General features: G+C 61.1%; 13 protein-coding genes. 10 read left to right on the forward strand and 3 right to left on the reverse strand.

All coding sequences use genetic code 11. The features are described 5' to 3' along the window. Positions 1 to 194: 194 nt before the first annotated feature. The 6 genes from ACA057_RS07400 (at position 195) to ACA057_RS07425 (ending at position 7,680) form a co-directional block, all read left to right on the forward strand. Positions 195 to 1,538, forward strand: a complete 1,344-nt coding sequence (locus ACA057_RS07400; protein WP_497347112.1) for an MFS transporter — start codon at positions 195 to 197, stop codon at positions 1,536 to 1,538. Beyond that, entirely contained in the window at positions 1,531 to 2,502 is a 972-nt protein-coding gene (locus ACA057_RS07405; protein WP_497347114.1) for an amidohydrolase family protein, read from the forward strand. The genes ACA057_RS07400 and ACA057_RS07405 overlap by 8 nt, the downstream gene beginning before the upstream one ends. Beyond that, complete coding sequence (locus ACA057_RS07410; protein WP_497347116.1) at positions 2,499 to 3,503, forward strand: 4-hydroxythreonine-4-phosphate dehydrogenase PdxA; 1,005 nt, start codon at positions 2,499 to 2,501, stop codon at positions 3,501 to 3,503. Before ACA057_RS07405 ends, ACA057_RS07410 begins: the two co-directional genes overlap by 4 nt. Before the next feature lie 331 nt (positions 3,504 to 3,834). Further along, positions 3,835 to 5,010 (forward strand): L-rhamnonate dehydratase, encoded by a 1,176-nt coding sequence (locus tag ACA057_RS07415; RefSeq protein ID WP_007943924.1) that lies wholly within the window; start codon positions 3,835 to 3,837, stop codon positions 5,008 to 5,010. A gap of 52 nt (positions 5,011 to 5,062) precedes the next feature. Then, on the forward strand, positions 5,063 to 6,058 hold the full coding sequence (gene araD1, locus ACA057_RS07420) for an AraD1 family protein (RefSeq protein WP_497347119.1): 996 nt from the start codon (positions 5,063 to 5,065) through the stop codon (positions 6,056 to 6,058). A 41-nt stretch (positions 6,059 to 6,099) separates the two neighbouring features. After that, complete coding sequence (locus ACA057_RS07425) at positions 6,100 to 7,680, forward strand: aldehyde dehydrogenase (NADP(+)) (protein ID WP_497347121.1); 1,581 nt, start codon at positions 6,100 to 6,102, stop codon at positions 7,678 to 7,680. A 137-nt stretch (positions 7,681 to 7,817) separates the two neighbouring features. Here ACA057_RS07425 and ACA057_RS07430 read toward each other — a convergent pair whose 3' ends face one another. Beyond that, positions 7,818 to 8,726, reverse strand: coding sequence for a DMT family transporter (locus ACA057_RS07430; protein ID WP_497347123.1), 909 nt, complete (start codon positions 8,724 to 8,726; stop codon positions 7,818 to 7,820). A 177-nt stretch (positions 8,727 to 8,903) separates the two neighbouring features. On the opposite strand from ACA057_RS07430, the gene aceK reads away from it, so the two are divergent. The 3 genes from aceK (at position 8,904) to ACA057_RS07445 (ending at position 16,126) form a co-directional block, all read left to right on the forward strand. After that, positions 8,904 to 10,622 carry a bifunctional isocitrate dehydrogenase kinase/phosphatase gene (gene aceK / locus ACA057_RS07435; RefSeq protein WP_497347125.1) on the forward strand — a complete coding sequence of 573 codons (1,719 nt, stop codon included), beginning with the start codon at positions 8,904 to 8,906 and terminating at the stop codon, positions 10,620 to 10,622. A 127-nt stretch (positions 10,623 to 10,749) separates the two neighbouring features. Then, positions 10,750 to 14,661 carry an ATP-dependent RNA helicase HrpA gene (hrpA, locus tag ACA057_RS07440; protein WP_497347127.1) on the forward strand — a complete coding sequence of 1,304 codons (3,912 nt, stop codon included), beginning with the start codon at positions 10,750 to 10,752 and terminating at the stop codon, positions 14,659 to 14,661. Positions 14,662 to 15,004: 343 nt separating this feature from the next. After that, entirely contained in the window at positions 15,005 to 16,126 is a 1,122-nt protein-coding gene (locus ACA057_RS07445; RefSeq protein WP_497347129.1) for a beta-ketoacyl-ACP synthase III, read from the forward strand. A 314-nt stretch (positions 16,127 to 16,440) separates the two neighbouring features. Here the strand turns inward: ACA057_RS07445 and ACA057_RS07450 are convergent, their stop codons facing one another. Continuing rightward, on the reverse strand, positions 16,441 to 17,757 hold the full coding sequence (locus ACA057_RS07450) for a putative porin (protein ID WP_497347131.1): 1,317 nt from the start codon (positions 17,755 to 17,757) through the stop codon (positions 16,441 to 16,443). A 284-nt stretch (positions 17,758 to 18,041) separates the two neighbouring features. Here ACA057_RS07450 and ACA057_RS07455 point away from each other — a divergent pair, with 284 nt between their 5' ends. After that, the gene (locus ACA057_RS07455; RefSeq protein ID WP_497347133.1) at positions 18,042 to 19,166 is read left to right on the forward strand and encodes a GNAT family N-acetyltransferase; all 1,125 of its coding nucleotides are present in this window, start codon (positions 18,042 to 18,044) and stop codon (positions 19,164 to 19,166) included. 15 nt (positions 19,167 to 19,181) lie between these two features. Here ACA057_RS07455 and aqpZ read toward each other — a convergent pair whose 3' ends face one another. Next, positions 19,182 to 19,877 carry an aquaporin Z gene (gene aqpZ, locus ACA057_RS07460; protein ID WP_497347135.1) on the reverse strand — a complete coding sequence of 232 codons (696 nt, stop codon included), beginning with the start codon at positions 19,875 to 19,877 and terminating at the stop codon, positions 19,182 to 19,184. Between the last annotated feature and the right edge of the window lie 763 nt (positions 19,878 to 20,640).

Here is a 20,640-nt window from a genome sequence, read left to right on the forward strand (position 1 = left end):
GGCAAACTACTCGTTCCTACAAGAATGCGTGGCAACGTTGAAAGGTCGTTGAAAGCAGGGCATGACATAACCCGAGGCTATCGCCTGATTTCAAGTTTTGATTAGACGGTTATCAGTGAGCCTTCGATAGTGCTCACATGTCGCCAGGAAGCGGCGTTGCTGTTTCCACAACAATAATAAAAGAGGTACGCACCATGGCTCGTTCCAGTGCATCCCTGAACCTGGCCGGCGCGGATATCCAGCCGCAGGCCGTGGCGGCACCCGCGCAGAGCTCCGCCGTCAAAGCCAGCAACGTGCGCTGGCGGATTTTCGCGATCATCTTTGCGTTGACCATGGTCAACCTGATCGACCGGGTTTCGCTGTCCATCGCGATGCCGACCATCGCCCATGAATTTTCCCTGTCGCCGAGCCTGCAAGGGCTGATCCTCAGCAGTTTCTTCTGGGCGTACGCGCTGCTGCAGATTCCCGGTGGTTGGATGATCGATCGCTTCGGGCCGCACCGGGTCATCAGTTGGTCCACCGGGTTGTGGGGCACGTTTCAGGTGCTGGCCGCGTTCGCCACGGGCGGGTTGTCATTGCTGTTCGCCCGTGTCGCACTGGGTGCTGCCGAGGCGCCGTTGTTTCCTTCGGGCGGCAAGCTGATTTCCCTGTGGCTGGCGCCGAGCGAACGCAGTCGCGGCGCAGTGCTGATGGACAGCGGCAGCCCGTTGGGCGTGGCGCTGGGCGGGTTGATCATTGCCTACCTGATCGCTTCGCTGGATTCATGGCGTCTGGCGTTTGTGATCGCCGGGATCGCAACGCTGGTACTGGCCTGGCTGGCGCGGCGTTATCTGCGTGACGACCCGACCAGCCACCCGCAAGTGAATGCCGAAGAACTCGACAAGATCAACGCCGGGCGCGCCACGCCTGCTGCCGAAGCCGCGCGCGTGCCGGTCAAAGGCCTGGGCATCGCGGCACGATCCTTGAGCGGTTTACTGATCGGTCGCGCCAGTTGGGCGATGGTTTATTTTGGCTTGCTGACCTGGGGCCCGAGTTATCTGGCACAGGCGCGTGGCTTTGATATCAAAGGCATCGGCGCTGCGACGTTCGTGATCTTCGTCTGTGGCGCGCTGGGTTCGTTGACGGGCGGTTTTCTCTGCGACGGGTTGATCCGCAAGGGTGTCAGCCGTGGTGTCGCGGTCAAGAGCCTGCTGGCGTTTTCCGGTCTGGTGGCCCTCGGCGCGTTCCTGTTGCTGCCAACCCTGAACGATCCTTTTGCGGCCGTGGCGCTGTTGGCCATGACCGCCTTTTTTCTTATGTGGGGCAGTCTCTACTGGAGCTTCCCGGCGTTGCTGGCGGCCCCGGCGCGGGTCGGTCTGATCGGCGGCGTGATGAACATGGCCGGCAGCACCGGCGGCATCGCGGTGCCAATTCTGGTGGGGATCATTCTGCAAATGACCGGTGGATTTGCCCCGGTGCTGGGGTTTTTTGCGGTGTGTTCGGCGGTGTTTGTTCTAGCGACTTTGTTCATCAGTCTCGACGAGGTGCGCCATGGCTGAGCCCATATCCAATACAGCATGGACCGGACCGATAATCGATGCTCATCATCACTTCTGGGACCCGTCGATCAACGACCATCCGTGGTTGGCGCCCGACGCCAACATCCCGTTTCGCTACGGTGACTACAGCGCGATCAAACGTCGTTATTTTCCCGAGGACTATTTCGCCGATGCCGGCGCTCATAACGTCGTGCAAACGGTGTACGTCGAGACCGAATGGAACCCGCAGGACCCGATTGGCGAAACCCGCTTCATCGAGCAACTGGCCGCTCGTTACGGCGTACCGAATGCGGTCGTCGCGCAAGCCTGGCTCGATCACCCGGACGCCATCGCCGTGCTCACCGAGCAAGCAAGTTTCAAGTGCGTGCGCAGCGTTCGCCACAAACCTGGCGGCCCGACCGCGCCCGCGCAAGTTGGTCATGTGCGCAGCCTGATGAGCGACGAGCATTGGCGCCGCAGTTTCGCCGCGCTCGAAGGCTTGGGTCTGCATTTCGATTTGCAGACACCCTGGTGGAACCTGCACGAGGCCGAAAGGCTGGCCCGGGATTTTCCCGGCACCACACTCATTCTCAACCACGCCGGATTGCCCAGTGACCGCAGCGCCGAAGGTCTGGCGGGTTGGCGTTTGGCAATGGCGCGGCTGGCCGATTGGCCGAACGTGCAGGTAAAGATTTCCGGTCTTGGCCAGGCCGGCCAGGCGTGGCGTGCCAAGGACAACGCGTGGATCGTGCGCGAGGTGATTGCCATGTTCGGCGCCGCCCGGGTGATGTTCGCCAGCAACTTTCCGGTGGACAGCCTGTGCGGCTCGTTCGACGCCATTTACAGCGGTTTCAAATCCATCGTTGCTGATCTGCCGCAGGCCGATCAGGAGCGTCTTTTCTACAGCAACGCGCAGCGGGTCTATCGCTGCGAGCCTTGCGCCATTGAGCGGACACGGCCTGAACCCTTGAGGAGTGAAGCATGAAAAAAACCACCATCGCCATGGTCCTGGGTGACCCGGCAGGCATCGGCCCGGAACTGATCGCACGCCTGCTCGGCGAGCCTGAGGTGCGCCGTCAGGCTAACGTGATCCTGATCGCCGACGAGGCGGAAATGCGTCGTGGCATGCGCATCGCCGGGACGGAGTTTCCTTACCGTCGTGTGGAGTCGCTGGATCAGTTGGAGTTTCGTGATGACACGCCGCTGTTCTATGACTTTCGCGGCGATACCCTCGGCGAGTTTCCTCGCAGTGAAGCCAGTGTCATCGGCGGCCGCTATAGCCTCGACACCCTGGAAAAAGCCCTGCGCCTGACCGAGGCCGGCACCACGGATGCCGTGTTGTTCGGGCCGCTGAACAAGACGTCGCTGCACATGGCTGGCATGGCGCACAGCGATGAGTTGCACTGGTTCGCCGAATTGCTGGATTTCCACGGGCCGTTCTGCGAATTCAACGTGCTCGACAACCTCTGGACGTCGCGGGTGACTTCCCATGTGGCCTTGGCAGACGTGCCGGGCATGCTCAGTCAGGCGCGGGTGGTGGAAGCGATCCAGTTGATCGACACCGCGCTCAAGCGCAACGGCCTGGAAAAGCCGCGCATCGGCGTCTGTGGTTTGAACCCGCACAACGGCGACAACGGCTCGTTCGGTCGCGAAGAACTGGACATCATTAGCCCGGCGGTTCGCTCGGCACAGGCGCTGGGGATTGCGGCCGAAGGGCCGTATCCGGGGGACACGATTTTCCTCAAGGTCCAGGGCGACGCCAGTGCCTTTGACGCGGTGGTGACCATGTATCACGACCAGGGACAGATCGCGATCAAGCTGATGGGCTTCTCCCGTGGCGTGACGGTGCAGGGCGGGCTGCCGATTCCGATCACCACGCCGGCGCATGGCACGGCGTTCGACATCGCGGGGCAGGGCAAGGCGAATGTCGGGGCGATCCGCCAGGCCTTCGAAATCGCCTGCCGGATGGGCACTAATACCTACTGATCTACATCGCTGGATCAACATAAATCCCCTGTGGGAGCGAGCCTGCTCGCGATAGCGGTCTTCAGTCACTGAATAAGTGTCTGAACTGCCGCCATCGCGAGCAGGCTCGCTCCCACATTTTTTTTTTGCGCTGTATCCGATAACCCGACATGCCTGATAAGCAGTTTTTGCGATCACCCCAGGTTATCGCCGGATACGCATAAGTGATTATCCGCAGCCCCTGGCCGCTGGCTAAAGTCGCTCCATCGAATGCCCGGAACCGGTTCAGCCGAGCGGCTCTGCGCAGCGACTCAACAACTACAAAAAGCCGGCAGCGCAAGGAATTGTATTCATGAAAATCAAAGCCATCCGTACCCGCGTTTTCGAGTGGAAAGGCAAAGTCGTTCCCCCTCAAGCGCACTTCTGCACCAACGCCAGCGACATCCTGTTCGAGCGCGGCGACGCCATGGGCTCGTTCCGTTTCCACGGCTGGCTGGTGGTGGAAGTCGAGACCGACACCGGTCTTGTCGGCATCGGTAACTGCGCCCTGGCGCCGCGTGTGGCCAAGGAAATCATCGACACTTACCTGGCGCCGATTGCGATTGGCGAAGACCCGTTCGACAACGAATACATCTGGCAGAAAATGTACCGCCAGAGCCACGCCTGGGGCCGCAAAGGCATCGGCATGGCGGCGATCTCGGCGATCGACATCGCCATCTGGGACATCATGGGCAAAGCGGTGAACAAGCCGGTGTTCAAACTGCTCGGCGGGCGGACCAAGGAAAAAATCTGGACCTACGCCTCCAAGCTCTACGCCAACGACAACCTCGACTTGTTCCTCGAAGAAGCCCAGGGCTATCTGAACCAGGGTTTCACCGCGCTGAAAATGCGTTTCGGCTACGGTCCGAAAGACGGCCCGGCGGGCATGCGCAAAAACATCGAGCAAGTGCGCGCCTTGCGTAACCTGGCGGGCCCGGACATCGACATCATGCTCGAATGCTACATGGGCTGGACCCTCGAATACGCTCGGCGCATGTTGCCCAAACTCGCCGAGTTCGAACCGCGCTGGCTCGAAGAACCGGTGATCGCCGACGACATCGAGGGCTACATCGAGCTGAAAAAAATGGGGATCATGCCGATCTCCGGCGGCGAGCACGAGTTCACCTCGTACGGCTTCAAAGACCTGCTGGAACGCCGCGCGGTCGACGTGATCCAGTACGACACCAATCGTGTCGGCGGCATCACCGCAGCGCGCAAGATCAACGCCATGGCCGAAGCCTGGTCAGTGCCGGTAATCCCGCACGCCGGGCAGATGCACAACTACCACCTGACCATGTCCACCACCGCCTCGCCGATGGCCGAGTTCTTCCCGGTGTTCGACGTCGAGGTCGGCAACGAACTCTTCTACTACGTGTTCAAGGGCGAGCCACAACCGGTCAACGGCTACATCCAGCTCGACGACAACACGCCGGGCCTGGGCCTGGAAATCTCCGATGAATACTTGAGTGACTTCAACATCATCGAGTGACCTTGAGGCGCCGCTCATGAGTGGCGCCATCCCTGACTTTCTGGAGGCCGTCATGCGCCTGATTCAATTCGAAAACACTGCCGGTGAGCGCCAGGTCGGCGTCGTCGATGGCTCACATGTCCTGGTGCTGAAAGACACCCGCAGCACCCGTGAACTGGCACTTGCGGCTATCCGCGCCAAACGCAGCCTGCAAGAAGAAGCCGCGCAGCGCGGCACCGAGCCTGGCCCGGATTACGCGCAGCTGTTGCAGCAGGGCAAGGTCCTGCCACCGCTGGACCACGAAGACCCGGCCCATTGCCTGATCAGCGGCACCGGCCTGACTCACCTTGGCAGCGCGTCGGCACGGGACAAAATGCACCAACAGGATGGCGCGGTCGAAGCCGGCATGACCGACACCATGCGCATCTTCAAATGGGGCCTGGAGGGTGGAAAACCGGCGGTCGGTCAGGTCGGCGCGCAACCGGAATGGTTCTACAAGGGCGACGGCAGCATCGTCGTGCGCCCCGGCGCGGACTTCCCGGTGCCGCCGTTTGCCGAGGACGCCGGTGAAGAGCCGGAACTGACCGGCCTGTATGTGATCGGCGACGACGGCCAGCCGTATCGCGTCGGATATGCCCTGGGCAACGAGTTCTCCGACCATGTCATGGAGCGGCGCAACTACCTGTACCTCGCGCATTCGAAACTGCGCTTCTGCGCCTATGGCCCGGAATTGCGCGTCGGTGAATTGCCCCGGCACCTGGCGGGCACCAGCCGCATCACGCGCAACGGCGAAACGCTCTGGGAAAAGGAATTTCTCAGCGGCGAAGACAACATGTGCCACAGCCTCGCCAACCTCGAATTCCATCACTTCAAGTACGCGCAGTTTTTGCGTCCTGGCGATGTCCACGTGCATTACTTCGGCACCGCCACGCTGTCGTTTGCCGACGGGGTGAAAACCCAGCCGGGGGATCGCTTTCAGATCAGTCTTGAGGCGTTCGGTGCGCCGCTGGAAAACGGCATCGGCGAAAGCGCCCAGCCGTTTCCTATCGGCAAGGTGCAGGCGCTTTAAGCCTTCAATCACCGGTGCTGTCAGCCGGTCAAGGAACCCTTATGACCACGCTTCTCGGACACAACTACATCGGCGGCCGTCGCAGCGCCAACGGTACATTGCAACTGCAAAGCCTCGACGCCACCACTGGTGAACCGCTGCCAGGCACCTTCTTCCAGGCGTCCGAAGCCGAGGTGGGGGCAGCGGCCAAAGCGGCGGCCGCTGCATACCCGATTTACCGCGACCTGAGCGCCGAAAAACGTGCGCAGTTTCTCGAGGCCATCGCCGATGAAATCGATGCGTTGGGTGATGACTTCGTCGCCACCGTCTGCCGCGAAACCGCCTTGCCAGCCGCGCGCATTCAAGGCGAACGCGCACGCACCAGCGGCCAGATGCGCTTGTTTGCCAAGGTCCTGCGTCGCGGTGATTTCTACGGTGCGCGCATCGACCGCGCCTTGCCGGATCGCCAGCCGTTGCCGCGTCCGGACCTGCGCCAGTACCGCATCGCCCTGGGCCCGGTCGCCGTGTTTGGCGCCAGCAACTTTCCGTTGGCGTTTTCCACCGCCGGTGGCGACACCGCTGCAGCGCTGGCCGCCGGTTGCCCGGTGGTGTTCAAAGCCCACAGCGGGCACATGGCAACCGCCGAATGGGTGGCGGACGCGATCATCCGCGCCGCCGAGCGCACCGAGATGCCCGCGGGGGTGTTCAACATGATCTACGGCGGGGGTGTCGGTGAGTGGCTGGTCAAGCACCCGGCGATTCAGGCAGTGGGCTTCACCGGCTCGCTCAAGGGCGGTAATGCCCTGTGCCACATGGCGGCGACGCGGCCACAGCCGATCCCGGTGTTTGCCGAGATGTCGAGCATCAACCCGGTGTTCCTGCTGCCCGAAGCGCTCAAGGTTCGGGGTGAGCAAATTGCTGCGCAACTGGCCGCATCGGTGACGCTCGGCTGCGGTCAGTTTTGCACCAATCCGGGCCTGGTCATCGGTCTGCGTTCGCCGCAGTTCAGCACCTTCGTGGAAACGTTTTGCGCCAGCATGAACCAGCAACCGGCGCAAACCATGCTCAACGCCGGCGCGTTGGTCAATTACAGTAAAGGTCTGGGTGAACTGCACGAACATCCGGGGCTGACGCACCTGGCGGGCAAACCGCAACAGGGCAATCAGGCGCAACCGCACGTGTTCAAGGCTGATGTCAGCCTGTTGCTCAAGGGCGATGAACTGCTTCAGGAGGAAGTGTTCGGGCCGACCACCATCGTCATTGAAGTTGAGGATCGGGCGCAGTTGGCGGCCGCGTTGCACGGCTTGCGTGGGCAATTGACGGCGACGCTGATTGGCGAGCCCGAGGAGTTGCTGGAGTACCGCTGGCTGGCTGAGTCGTTGCAGGAAAAGGTCGGGCGGATTTTGCTCAATGGCTACCCGACCGGGGTTGAGGTGTGCGAGGCGATGGTGCATGGCGGGCCGTACCCGGCGACGTCGGACTCGCGCGGGACTTCAGTTGGAACCTTGGCGATTGATCGTTTCCTGCGGCCGGTGTGCTTCCAGAATTATCCGGATGCGTTGTTGCCCGAGGCGTTGCAGAACGCTAATCCGCTGGGGATTCGGCGGTTGGTGGATGGCGGGTTCAGTGATCTAGCCTTGTGATTGTCGGTGACTGAACCATCGTCATCGCGAGCAGGCTCGCTCCCACAGTGATCGATGTCGAACTCAAAATCTGTGTTCGACACCGCCTCTGTGGGAGCGGGCTTGCCCGCGAAGGCGTCATCAGCCACACCGAAAAACTACCTGGCAGCCACCTCGGCAGACTTCACCACCGTCGGCTTCAACACCATCCACAACGCCGCTGCAATCAACACCCCGCCATACAGGTGCGCCATCGACAACGGCTCATCCAGCAACAGCGCCCCCCACAACACCCCGAACGGCGGGATCATGAAGGTCACGGTCATCGACTTCACCGGCCCCACCGAAGTGAGCAAACGGAAGTAAATAATGTACGCCAGCGCCGTGCAGCCCAAACCCAGCCCCAGCAACGACAGCCAGACATTCCAGCCGCCCCAGCTCGCCGGTGGCTGGCTGATCACGCTGTAGCCGAACAACGGCAACAGGAACAACGTCGCCCCCAGCATGCTGCCCAGCGCCGACAGTCGGCTGTCGAGCCCACCGGCCTGGTCGAGCCAGCGACGCGCAAGGAACCCGGCAAATCCGTAGCAAGTGGTGGCGAGCAGGCAAGCGAGGGCGCCCATCAGCAATTGCAGGTCAAACGCCACCGGACCGGCCCGGGTGAGAATGCCGACGCCGAACAGCCCGAGGAATACCCCGCCGAGCTTGGCGGCGGTGAGTCTTTCACTGAAGAACAACCCACCGATCAACACGCCCATCAGCGGCGTAGTGGCGTTGAAAATTGCCGAATACCCGGCCGGCAGCACTTGCGCGGCCACGGAATAGAGCGTCGCCGGAATTCCGGAGTTGATTACCCCGAGCAGCATCACAGTCTTCAGTTTGCCTTTGAAATCCCAGCTGATGCGCATCAACCCGAGGATCACCAGCAACCCGGCCGCCGCAATCGACACCCGAAAAAACGCGGTGGGGATTGTGCCAATCACGGGGGCGATGATGCGCATGAACAAGAAGCTCGCACCCCAGATAGCCGCCAGCGACAGCATACGAACAACATCGACAGGGCTCACGGTGCACTCCTTCCTTCATGGGGCCGAGAGTGTTGCCGAGCGCCTGATCGATGGCAACCGAAAAACGAGCAACGAATTCGCCGGGCGCATTCCAGGGCCTGGCGCAAAATTACGCTTCTCCTGCACCCGGTTCACTGGCTAAGCTCAGGCTTCCGACATTCCCGCCGAGGTTTCACCATGCCGCAGCAATGGCCAGCCGCCGATATCGCCCGACTGATCCTCGATGGCTTTGACGATTACCGTGAGCATTTCCGGCAGATCACCGACGGTGCCCGGGCTCGCTTCGAGCAAGCCAAGTGGCAGGAGACGCAAATCGCCTCGGCCGCGCGGATCAATCTGTATGAAGAGAAGGTCAGCGAAACGGTCGACCGCCTGCGCGTCGCGTTCGACACCGAAACTCTGGACGTCAGTTGCTGGCCACTGGTCAAAAGCGCGTACATCACCCTGATCGACCTGCGCTTTGACGATGAACTGTCGGAGACCTGGTACAACTCGATCTTCTGCGGGCTGTTCAGCCATGACCTGATCAGCGACGGCTGCATGTTCATCCACACCACCCGGCCGAGCCTGCGCCGTGCCCGCGCTGCGCAAACCCGTACGTACAAGCCTCAGGGTCAGTTGTCCGGCATGTTGGCGAGCATTTTTGCCGATTACCGTTTCAGCGAAGACTACGCCGACCTGGCCGGCGACCTGCGCCGCCTCGAAGCGCAACTGCGCGAAAACCTGCCGGACTGGGTCTGCAAGGACCCGGATTTAAGCGTTGAGCTGTTTTCCTCGGTGCTCTACCGCAACAAGGGCGCGTACCTGGTGGGGCGCATCTACACCCAGGACGAACAATGGCCGCTGGTGATTCCGCTGCTGCACCGCGAAGGTCGCGGGATTCAGATCGATGCGTTGATCACTGATGAAGCGGACGTGTCGATCATCTTCTCGTTCACCCGCTCGTATTTCATGGTCGACGTGCCGGTGCCGGCAGAGTTCATCGGCTTTCTCAAGCGTATCCTGCCGGGCAAGCACATCGCCGAGCTGTACACCTCGATCGGTTTCTACAAACACGGCAAATCGGAGTTTTACCGGGCACTGATCAACCACCTGGCGAACACCGACGACCAGTTCATCATGGCCCCCGGTGTGCGCGGCATGGTCATGAGCGTGTTTACCCTGCCGGGTTTCAACACCGTATTCAAAATCATCAAGGACCGTTTCTCGCCATCGAAAAACGTCGACCGCGCCACGGTGATCGAGAAGTACCGTTTGGTGAAAAGCGTCGACCGCGTCGGGCGCATGGCCGATACCCAGGAGTTCGCCGACTTCCGTTTTCCGCTGAGCAAGTTCGATCCGGCGTGCCTGGAAGAACTGCTTGAGGTTGCGGCGTCCACCGTGTCCGTGGAAGACGACACGGTGCTGATCCGCCACTGCTGGACCGAACGGCGGATGACGCCGTTGAACCTGTACCTGGAAAACGCCAACGACGCTCAGGTGCGCGAAGCGCTGGAAGATTACGGCCTGGCGATCAAGCAACTGGCGGCAGCGAACATCTTCCCCGGCGACATGCTGCTGAAAAACTTCGGCGTGACCCGTCACGGGCGGGTGGTGTTTTATGACTACGACGAGATTTGCTTCCTGACCGAGGCCAACTTCCGCCACATCCCGCAACCGCGCACACCTGAAGATGAGATGGCGTCCGAGCCGTGGTACTCGATCGGGCCGCTGGACGTGTTTCCCGAGGAATTTCCGCCGTTTCTGTTTGCCGATTCGGGGCAACGCAAGTTGTTCGACCAATTGCATGGCGAGTTGTACAACGCCGATTACTGGAAAAGCCTGCAGGAAGCTATTCGGGGCGGGAAGGTCATCGACGTGTTCCCGTATCGGCGTAGAGGCCTTGATAAGGAATAGGAGCAGCTACAAGCGGCAAGCTACAAGCCGCAAGATGAATGCGGCTTGTAGCTTGCCGCTTGCCGCTTGTAGCTGCTTTTCTGCCACAATCGCCCCCCTGCGCCACTAGACGACTTTTGCGTACCTGATGACTGACGAATCGCCTTCAATCGACAAACTGCTGAAAAACCTCGATCACGCCATGCTCGCCGACCGCCACCGGCTGCGGCGGCAGTTGCTTGAGCTGCGCAAAAAACCTGACGAGGCCAAGCTGGCCCAGTGGGTAACGCGCCTGCAAGCGTCCTGTGATCAGGTGCTGGCGCGGCGGGCCAGCCTGCCAGTGATTCGTTACGACGACAGCCTGCCGATCGCCGCCAAGCGCGACGAAATCAAAGCCGCGTTGCTCAAGCATCAGGTGCTGATCATCGCCGGCGAGACCGGTTCGGGTAAAACCACCCAGTTGCCGAAGATCTGCCTGGAAATCGGTCGCGGCCAGCACGGCCTGATCGGCCACACCCAGCCGCGTCGAATTGCTGCGCGCAGCGTCGCCAGCCGGGTCGCCGAAGAACTGGCGACACCCTTGGGCGCGCTGGTCGGTTATCAGGTGCGGTTCGAGGACCAGAGCGATTCCAACACCCTGATCAAGTTGATGACCGACGGCATCCTGCTGGCGGAAACCCAGAACGACCGCTACCTCGAGCGCTACGACACGATCATCGTCGACGAAGCCCACGAACGCAGCCTCAACATCGACTTCCTGCTCGGTTACCTGAAAACCCTGCTGCCGCGTCGTCCGGACCTGAAAGTCATCATCACCTCGGCGACCATCGACCTGGAGCGCTTCTCCAAGCACTTCGACGATGCGCCCATCGTCGAAGTCTCCGGTCGGACCTTCCCGGTGGAAACCTGGTATCGCCCGCTGACCCTGGAACAGGACGAAGAGGGCAACCGCGTCGAGGACGATTTGACCGTGGATCAGGCGATCCTCGCCACCCTCGACGAAATCGCCGCGTTCGAACGCAGCGAGCGCAAGAGCCCCGGCGATGTGCTGGTGTTCCTGCCCGGCGAGCGCGAGATTCGCGACGCGGCGGACATGCTGCGCAAGGCCCAGCTCAAACACACGGAAATCCTGCCGCTGTACGCACGGTTGTCGCCGGCCGAGCAGCAGCGGATTTTCCAGTCGCACCCGGGCCGTCGCGTGGTGCTGGCGACCAACGTCGCGGAAACCTCGCTGACCGTGCCGGGCATCCGTTACGTGATCGACAGCGGCACCGCGCGCATCAGCCGCTACAGCTACCGCGCCAAGGTCCAGCGTTTGCCCGTCGAAGCGATTTCCCAGGCCAGCGCCAACCAGCGTAAAGGTCGTTGCGGACGCGTTGAACCAGGTATTTGCATCCGCCTGTACAGCGAAGAAGATTTCATCGGGCGCCCGGAATTCACCGACCCGGAAATCCTCCGTACCAACCTCGCGGCGGTGATTTTGCAGATGCTGCATCTGCGCCTCGGCGAGATCACCGATTTCCCGTTTATCGAGCCGCCGGATGGCAAGGCGATCAGCGACGGTTTCAACCTGCTGCAAGAACTCTCGGCGGTGGATCGCAACAGCCAGCTGACGCCGTTGGGCCGCAATCTGGCGCGTTTGCCGGTGGACCCGCGCATGGGCCGCATGCTGCTGGAAGCGGCGAAACTCGGCAGCTTGCAGGAAGTGCTGATCGTCGCCAGCGCCATGTCGATCCAGGATCCGCGCGAGCGTCCGCCGGAACGTCAACAAGCGGCGGATCAAGCGCACGCGCAGTGGAAAGACGTCGACTCGGACTTCGCCGGGCTGGTCAATCTGTGGCGTGGTTTCGAAGAACAACGCCAGGCGTTGACGGCGAGTCCGCTGCGTAACTGGTGCCGCAAGAATTTCCTCAACTATTTGCGCTTGCGCGAATGGCGCGACTCTCATCGCCAGTTGAGCCTGATCTGCCGCGACATGCAGCTCACCCTCAATAAAGAGCCGGCGGATTATCCGAAACTGCACAAAGCCGTGCTCTCGGGCCTGCTCAGCCAGATCGGCCAGAAAACCGAAGACGGCGATTACCTCGGCGCGCGTCAGCGGCGCTTCTGGATTCACCCGTCATCGGGCCTCGGCAAGAAGCGTCCGCAATGGCTGATGGCCGCCGAACTGGTGGAAACCACCAAGCTTTACGCGCGGATGGTCGCCAAGATCGACGCTGACTGGATCGAGCCGCTGGCCGGGCACCTGATCAAGAAAAACCACTTCGAACCCCATTGGGAGAAGAAGCGCGGACAGGTCGTGGCGTTCGAACAGATCACCCTGTTCGGGCTGATCGTGGTCGGTCGCCGGCCGGTGCATTACGGGCCGATTGATCCGGTGGTGTCGCGTGAGTTTTTCATTCGCGAAGGCCTGGTGCGCGGCGAGATTCAATCCAAAGCCAAATGTTTGTCGGCCAATGCGCAGTTGCTCGAACAGCTCGACGAACTGGAGGCCAAGGCTCGCCGTCGCGACATTCTGGCCGACGAAGAAACCCTGTTCGCCTTCTACGACGCGCGGCTGCCGGCGGAGATTCACCAGACCGCGACCTTCGACAGTTGGTACCGGATCAACAGCCAGAAAGACCCGCAGCTGCTGATCATGCGCGAAGAAGACGTGCTGGCCCGCGAGGCCAGTGAAGTCACCGCCGCGCATTACCCGGACACCCTGCACATCGGGGATCTGGAGTTGGCGCTCAGTTACCACTTCGAACCAAACCATCCGCGCGATGGCGTGACCTTGCGTGTGCCGGCGCCGCTGTTGCCGATGCTGCCGCCGGAACGCCTGGAATGGCTGGTGCCGGGCGTCATCGAGGCCAAGTGCATTGCGCTGGTGCGCAACCTGCCGAAGGCGCTGCGCAAGAATTTCGTGCCGGTGCCGGACTTCGTCAAAGCGGCGTTGCAACGCATCACCTTCGCCGAGGGCTCGTTACCGCAGGCGTTGGGCCGTGAGTTGCTGCGCATGACCGGCGCGCGGGTCAGCGACGAGGCCTGGGCCGAAGCGTCGCAGCAGGTCGACAGTCACCTGCGGATGAACCTGGAAATCGTCGATGGCCAGGGTAAGTTTCTGGGTGAGGGGCGTGATCTGGCTGAATTGACGGCGCGCTTTGCCGAGGCCAGCCAAGCGGCATTGGCCGTGCCGCAAACCGCGAAAAACCAGCAACCGGTGGAACCGAAAGTGTTTGCCGCCGTTGCCGAAAAAACCCAGCAGAAGATTGCCGGGCTGTCGATGACGGTGTATCCGGCGCTGGTGGAAGAGAGTGGCACGGTCAAGGAAGGGCGCTTCTCCACGCCGGCCGAAGCCGAGTTCCAGCATCGCCGCGCGTTGCAGCGTTTGCTGATGCAGCAACTGGCGGAACCGGCAAAATTCCTGCGAGGCAAGTTGCCGGGGCTGACCGAGTTGGGCCTGATGTACCGCGACATGGGGCGAGTCGACAGTCTGGTCGAAGACATTCTGTTAGCCAGCCTCGACAGCTGCATTCTCGAGGGTGAAGACCCGCTGCCGCGTGATGGTGCCGGACTGGCGTCACTGGCCGAACGCAAACGCGGTGGCTGGACCGAGCACGCCGAGCGTCTGGCGAAGCTGACGCTGGAGATTCTCAAGCTCTGGCACGGCCTGCAAAAACGCTTCAAGGGCAAGATCGACCTGGCGCAAGCCGTGGCCCTGAACGACATCAAGCAACAGCTCAGTCATCTGGTTTATCCGGGCTTCGTCCGTGAAACGCCGATGCAGTGGCTCAAGGAATTGCCGCGTTATCTGAAAGCGGTCGAGCAGCGCTTCGAGAAAATCGGTGCCCAGGTGCAGCGGGATCGGGTCTGGAGCGGCGAATTGTCCGGCCTCTGGACGCAATACCAGACTCGCGCCAACAAACACGCCCAGGAAGGCAAGCGCGATCCGCAATTGGAGCTGTATCGTTGGTGGCTGGAGGAATACCGGGTTTCGCTGTTCGCGCAACAATTGGGGACCAAGGTGCCGATCTCCGACAAACGCCTGAACAAACAATGGACCCAGGTCGAACCCTGAACCCGAGACTTGTGCAATACCTGTGGGAGCGAGCCTGCTCGCGATGGGCCATCACATCCGACATCTATGTCGACTGTGATGCCCCCATCGCGAGCAGGCTCGCTCCCACAGGTTTTTGTATTGCTTGGTAGGTGGGAGTCATCCAGCAAAAAGGCGCCAAAACCCAATGTTTATGGCAAACTTCGCGCCTATAAACGCCGGCCCCGCGGTTTTGAGCCTTCACGGGTAATGGGCGATCGGAATAAAGCGATGCCGGGTGTGCTTCCCGTGACGGGAACAGACCCTTTGTGTGTTGGTACGTCGGTGCCAACACTTTCTGCCTGACCAGATTAGAGAAACGACCATGCATAACGTCGTCATCAGCGGCACCGGCCTGTACACCCCGGCCAACAGCATCTCCAACGAAGAGCTGGTGCAGTCTTTCAACGCTTACGTCGCGCAATTCAACGCCGACAACGCCGACGCCATCGCGCGCGGCGACATCGAAGCGTTGACCGAGTCCAGCGCGGCGTTCATCGAAAAAGCGTCGGGCATCAAAAGCCGTTTTGTCATGGACAAGGACGGCATCCTCGACCCGCAACGCATGGCGCCACGCTTGCCGGAGCGCTCGAATGACGAGTGGTCGGTGCTCTGCCAGATGGCCATCGGCGCCGCCGAACAAGCCTTGCAACGCGCCGGCAAGACCGCCGCGGACATCGACGGCGTGATCGTCGCCTGCTCCAACCTGCAACGCGCCTACCCGGCCATCGCCATCGAAGTCCAGGAAGCACTGGGGATTCAGGGCTTCGGTTTCGACATGAACGTCGCGTGCTCCTCGGCGACCTTCGGCATTCAGGCCGCCGCCAACAGCGTGCAACTGGGCCAGGCCCGGGCGATCCTGATGGTCAACCCGGAAGTCTGCACCGGTCACCTGAACTTCCGCGATCGCGACAGCCACTTCATCTTCGGCGACGCCGCGACCGCGGTGATCATCGAGCGTGCCGACCTGGCGACGTCCAAGCATCAGTTCGATGTCGTCAGCACCAAACTGCTGACCAAGTTCTCCAACAACATCCGCAACAACTTCGGCTTCCTCAACCGCGCGGCGGAAGAGGGCATCGGTGCCAAGGACAAACTGTTCGTGCAGGAAGGCCGCAAGGTGTTCCGCGACGTCTGCCCGATGGTTGCCGAGCTGATTGCTACGCACCTGGAAGAAAACCAGCTGAACATCAGCGACGTGAAACGCTTCTGGCTGCACCAGGCCAACCTCAGCATGAACCACCTGATCGTCAAAAAACTGCTGGGACGCGAAGCCACCGAAGAAGAAGCACCGGTGATTCTCGACACCTACGCCAACACCAGCTCCGCCGGTTCAGTGATTGCGTTTCACAAGAACCAGGATGACCTGGCCGCCGGTTCGCTGGCCGTGCTCAGCTCGTTTGGCGCCGGTTACTCGATTGGCAGCGTGATCCTGCGCAAGCGCTGAGTTCGCTTGAAAGATCGCAGCCTGCGGCAGTTTCATGCCGCACGCTGCGATTTTTTTTGTGCAGGGCTTTTGTGGCGAGGGAGCTTGCTCCCGATCGGCTGCGAGCAGTCGCAAAACCAGCGAGTGTGGTCTGTCTGGAGGACTGCAGGGGGCCGCTTCGCGGCCCAGCGCGAGCAAGCTCGCTCGCCACAATGAGCTCGCCACAATGAAAGCAGCCTCGCGTTGCTGCACCGGACGGATGATGGGGACCGGTGCAGCAACGCGAGGCTGTAAAAAGAGCTCAGGCTTCCTTGCCCGAGTCGTGTGGCGGGGAATCAGAACTTGGCTTCGGCATCCAGTTGCAGGGTGTTGATGTCCGAATCCTTGAGGTTGGCGTTGGTGTAGTCAGAGTTAGCCATGTAGTACGTCGCGCCCAGGGCGAAGTTCTTGTCCAGCTCGTAACTCACTTTCAACTTGCTGCCACGCGAACCAGTGAAACCGTTGGCGAAGTCGGAGTCGGTGAAGGCGCCGACCACCGCGTTACGCTGTACGTCACGATAGTTGTAGTCCACGGCGAAGCCGTAGAACTTGGTTTTTACACCCGCGAGCCAGGCAGAGTCCTGATCGTTGCTGGCATCTTTGTTGTTGACGTACTGACCGTAGAACGAGAGCGGCAGTGGCAGGCCGGTGATGTCGATCTGACCAAAGCCTTCGTACAGCTTGAATTGCTCGTTCGGGGTGTTGCCGTTGGTGGCCAGTACCGATGGAATGCTGGTGCCGCCTGCGGTGATGTCGTCGTCGTTGTCGTAGCCGTAGACGCTGCCACCCAAGGTCAGTTTCAGGTTGTCGGTGAGGGCGAATCGCGCGCCCAACTGGCCGGCGTACAGGCGCAAGTCGTGCTTGAATTGCACACCGTCGCCGTCGACGTTGTCCTTGAGGGTGTAGTGGCCGGCGCTACCGAACAGCTCGGTGCTGGCGCCCAGCGGGTACTTGTAGGTGAGCGCCAGGCCTTCGGGGCTGATGTCGCTATCCCAGATGATGTCACCCATGCTCACCCATTGCTGTGGCATCTTGCCGCCAACGATGTGCAGGTTCTTGGCGAAGCCGGGGTGGTAATCGACGTAGCCCTGGTCCAGCCAGATCGACTTCTTGTCGAAGTAGTTGTCCAGGCTCTGGTTGGTGGAGCGAGCGTCGTCGTTGTTGCCGGTGGCGATACGGATGCCGGTGTCGACTTGCGGGTTGATCTCGGTGTAGGCACCCAGGCGGGCACGAACGCGCTGACGATCCTGGTCGCGATTGTTGGAAACGCCATCGTTCTTGACCGTCTCCTGACGGAAACGCACATCACCCTTGAATTGGGTCTTGGCAGCCCACGCCAGTTTCTGGTCGAAGGTGCTCAGTTCGTTGGTTTTCTTCGCGGTCGCGGCGATCTGCTCGTTGGTCTCTTGTTGAGCCTGACGGGCGATCTGCTGGTCTTTTTGGTCCCTGGCCAGCTCGGCTTGCAGTTCGCTGTACTGCGCGTTGGTAATCGAGCCGTTTGCCTTGAGCATATCGAGCAGTTTGGCGTCAACTGCGGCGCTGGCCGGAACACTCATGGCCAGCAACAGACCACCACACAGGGCTGCCGCGGTTTTCGTGGAAGCAAGACGCATATCAATCTCCGAAGATGAGAGTGGATGACTGGGCCATCCAGGGCACAACCGACCATTGATGGACGGAAAACAGTGGCCGGGGTAGAACCCGACGCTCTAAAAACAGGCGCCAGTATCGCGATCGTTTATGACAGAGCGGTGGCAATGTGATGGCATCTCGATGACGATACAGAGTCGTCGCGAACTATTGATCCAGAGCGCTGTCGTCGAATTGATCGTGTGCAATGGAGAGCGATAAGCGATACTCGCGAGGCTTTAAACGCGAAGAAGTGGAGAGGAAGTTGATGCCGTTGCAACGTTTGCAAAGCCTGTCTGACATTGCGTCGCAAGCGTGGGACGCGCTGGTGCCCGAGAATCAGCCATTTCTGCGTCACGCCTTTCTCGGCGCACTAGAAGACAGCGGCAGCGTTGGCCCTCATTCCGGCTGGCAGCCCGAGCATTTGCTGCACATCGAAGGTGGTCGCCTGATCGCCGCACTGCCCAGTTACCGCAAGTGGCATTCCTACGGCGAGTACGTGTTCGACCATGCCTGGGCGGATGCCTGTGAGCGTGCCGGAATCGAGTACTACCCCAAGTTGCTGAGCGCCGTGCCGTTCAGCCCGGTCAGCGGGCCGCGGTTACTGGCGTCCTCAGTCGAAGACGGTTTCGAACTGCTCAAAAGCCTGCCGGGCTACCTTGAGATCGAAGAGCTTTCCAGCGCCCACATCAACTTCACCGACCCGTTCACTGACGCCGCGTTGGCAGAGCAGCCGGGCTGGTTGCAGCGAATCGGCTGTCAGTACCACTGGCAGAATCGTGGCTATCGGGATTTTCAGGATTTCCTCGACGTTCTCAGCTCGCGCAAGCGTAAACAGATGCGTAAAGAGCGCGAACAAGTGGCGGGGCAGGGCATCGATTTCGAATGGCTGGAAGGTCGGCAACTCGACGAGGCGCAGTGGGATTTTGTCTATGCCTGCTACGCCAATACCTACGCGGTGCGTCGGCAAAGGCCCTATCTGACGCGGGCATTTTTCAGCCTGTTGGCCGAGCGCATGCCCGAATCGATTCGTGTGGTGCTGGCCAAGCAAGGCTCACGGCCGGTGGCGATGGCCTTCAGTCTGGTGGGTGGCGACAGTTTTTACGGCCGCTACTGGGGCTGTCTGGCGGAGTTCGACCGGCTGCACTTCGAGACCTGTTTCTACCAGGGCATGGATTACGCGATTGCCAACGGCTTCCAGCGTTTCGACGCCGGCGCCCAGGGTGAGCACAAGTTGATTCGCGGGTTTGAACCGGTGATCACGCATTCCTGGCATTACCTGAGGCATCCGGGATTGAAGTCGGCGGTGAAGGACTTTCTGCAGCAGGAGCGCGTCGGGGTACTGGCGTATGCCGAGGAAGCGAGGACCGCCTTGCCTTATCGGCAAGACTGATCCTCTGCCAAGGCTTCAATTGCCTTCCTTGCCCAGCCATCGATACGTCACGCCGCCGACCACTGCACCGAGCAGCGGCGCCACCCAGAACATCCACAATTGCGCGATGGCCCAGCCGCCGACGATCAGCGCCGGGCCGGTACTGCGTGCCGGGTTGACCGAGGTGTTGGTGACGGGAATCGAGATCAGGTGGATCAGCGTCAAGGCCAGGCCGATGGCGATCGGTGCCAGCCCGGCGGGCGCTCGCTTGTCGGTGGCGCCGAGGATGATCAGCACGAACATGGCGGTCATCACCAGCTCACAGACAAAGCCTGCGGCCATCGAGTATTTCCCTGGGGAGTGTTCACCGTAGCCGTTGGAGGCGAGGCCAGCGGAAAGATCGAAGCCTTCCTTGCCGCTGGCGATGTAGTAGAGCAAGGCGGCAGCGATAACCCCGCCAATCACCTGGGCGATGATGTAGGCGGGCAGTTCCCTGGCCGGGAATCGACCGCCGACAAACAAACCGACGGACACGGCGGGGTTGAGGTGGCAGCCGGAGATATGGCCAATGGCAAAGGCCATGGTCAACACCGTCAGACCGAACGCGAGGGCCACGCCAAGCACCCCGATCCCCAGCGGAGAAGACGCGGCCAGGACCGCACTGCCGCAACCCCCCAATACCAGCCAGAACGTGCCTAACAACTCAGTGACTGAACGTTTGAACAGAGACATGAGAGCGTCCTTGATAGGCTTCCCTATCGAGACTGTATCGAGTTTTGCATCCTGCAGATTTACGACAGGCTCATCTCCCAGAACCTTGGGTGATTACAGCAGGGTTTTTGTGGATTTCCAGTGGGAGTGGGAGGTGCGAGGGCTGTGGTTGGTGGGGTTTGGCGGGGTTTGGATTGGGGGCATATCCGTTTGTGTGGTAACGGCGGCTGGCGGTTTCGCTCTTACAGCGACTCACTTTTCCAGACGCCGAAAAGTAAGCAAAAGGCTTTGCCCCTCCATTCGGTGCCTCGCTGTGGCTCGGCATGCCTTAACGAAGGCATTGCTCCGGGGGCCCGCCGCCATCGGCCATCCATGGCCGGGGGCGGCTACCGCGGCATCCTTGCCGCGGTACCCCCTGCGCAACGCCTGCGTTCGGCCTCTGGGAAAGGGGCAACAGATCAAGATCAAAAGCCGAAGCAACGGCAAGATCAAAAGCGAACGCAATGTCCGAAATCACCGCCCCTCCCTGTAGGAGCGAGCTCGCGATGGACACACAGGCACCGCGTTTATCCTGTTAAAACGCGTCATCGTTGACGTTCTTCGCGAGCAAGCTCGCTCCTACAGGGGAATGCGTACTCCCCAATCAGGCCGGCCTGTAGGCCGCCGTGCTTTTGATCTTGATGCACCGCCGCCTCGAGAGGCCGAGTGGAGGTTCTGCGCAGTGGGTAACCCGGCAGGGATGCCGGGTTAGCCGCCCCCGGCCATGGATGGCCGATGGCGGCGG

Source organism: Pseudomonas sp. LBUM1661 (assembly GCF_059695925.1).

What these genes read in the sequence shown, in the direction of transcription:
- ACA057_RS07400 (WP_497347112.1), top strand. Translation starts at nt 195, where the DNA reads ATGGCTCGTTCCAGTGCATCCCTGAACCTGGCCGGCGCGGATATCCAG.
- ACA057_RS07405 (WP_497347114.1), top strand. Translation starts at nt 1,531, where the DNA reads ATGGCTGAGCCCATATCCAATACAGCATGGACCGGACCGATAATCGAT.
- ACA057_RS07410 (WP_497347116.1), top strand. Translation starts at nt 2,499, where the DNA reads ATGAAAAAAACCACCATCGCCATGGTCCTGGGTGACCCGGCAGGCATC.
- ACA057_RS07415 (WP_007943924.1), top strand. Translation starts at nt 3,835, where the DNA reads ATGAAAATCAAAGCCATCCGTACCCGCGTTTTCGAGTGGAAAGGCAAA.
- araD1 (WP_497347119.1), top strand. Translation starts at nt 5,063, where the DNA reads ATGCGCCTGATTCAATTCGAAAACACTGCCGGTGAGCGCCAGGTCGGC.
- ACA057_RS07425 (WP_497347121.1), top strand. Translation starts at nt 6,100, where the DNA reads ATGACCACGCTTCTCGGACACAACTACATCGGCGGCCGTCGCAGCGCC.
- aceK (WP_497347125.1), top strand. Translation starts at nt 8,904, where the DNA reads ATGCCGCAGCAATGGCCAGCCGCCGATATCGCCCGACTGATCCTCGAT.
- hrpA (WP_497347127.1), top strand. Translation starts at nt 10,750, where the DNA reads ATGACTGACGAATCGCCTTCAATCGACAAACTGCTGAAAAACCTCGAT.
- ACA057_RS07445 (WP_497347129.1), top strand. Translation starts at nt 15,005, where the DNA reads ATGCATAACGTCGTCATCAGCGGCACCGGCCTGTACACCCCGGCCAAC.
- ACA057_RS07450 (WP_497347131.1), bottom strand. Translation starts at nt 17,757, where the DNA reads ATGCGTCTTGCTTCCACGAAAACCGCGGCAGCCCTGTGTGGTGGTCTG.
- ACA057_RS07455 (WP_497347133.1), top strand. Translation starts at nt 18,042, where the DNA reads ATGCCGTTGCAACGTTTGCAAAGCCTGTCTGACATTGCGTCGCAAGCG.
- aqpZ (WP_497347135.1), bottom strand. Translation starts at nt 19,877, where the DNA reads ATGTCTCTGTTCAAACGTTCAGTCACTGAGTTGTTAGGCACGTTCTGG.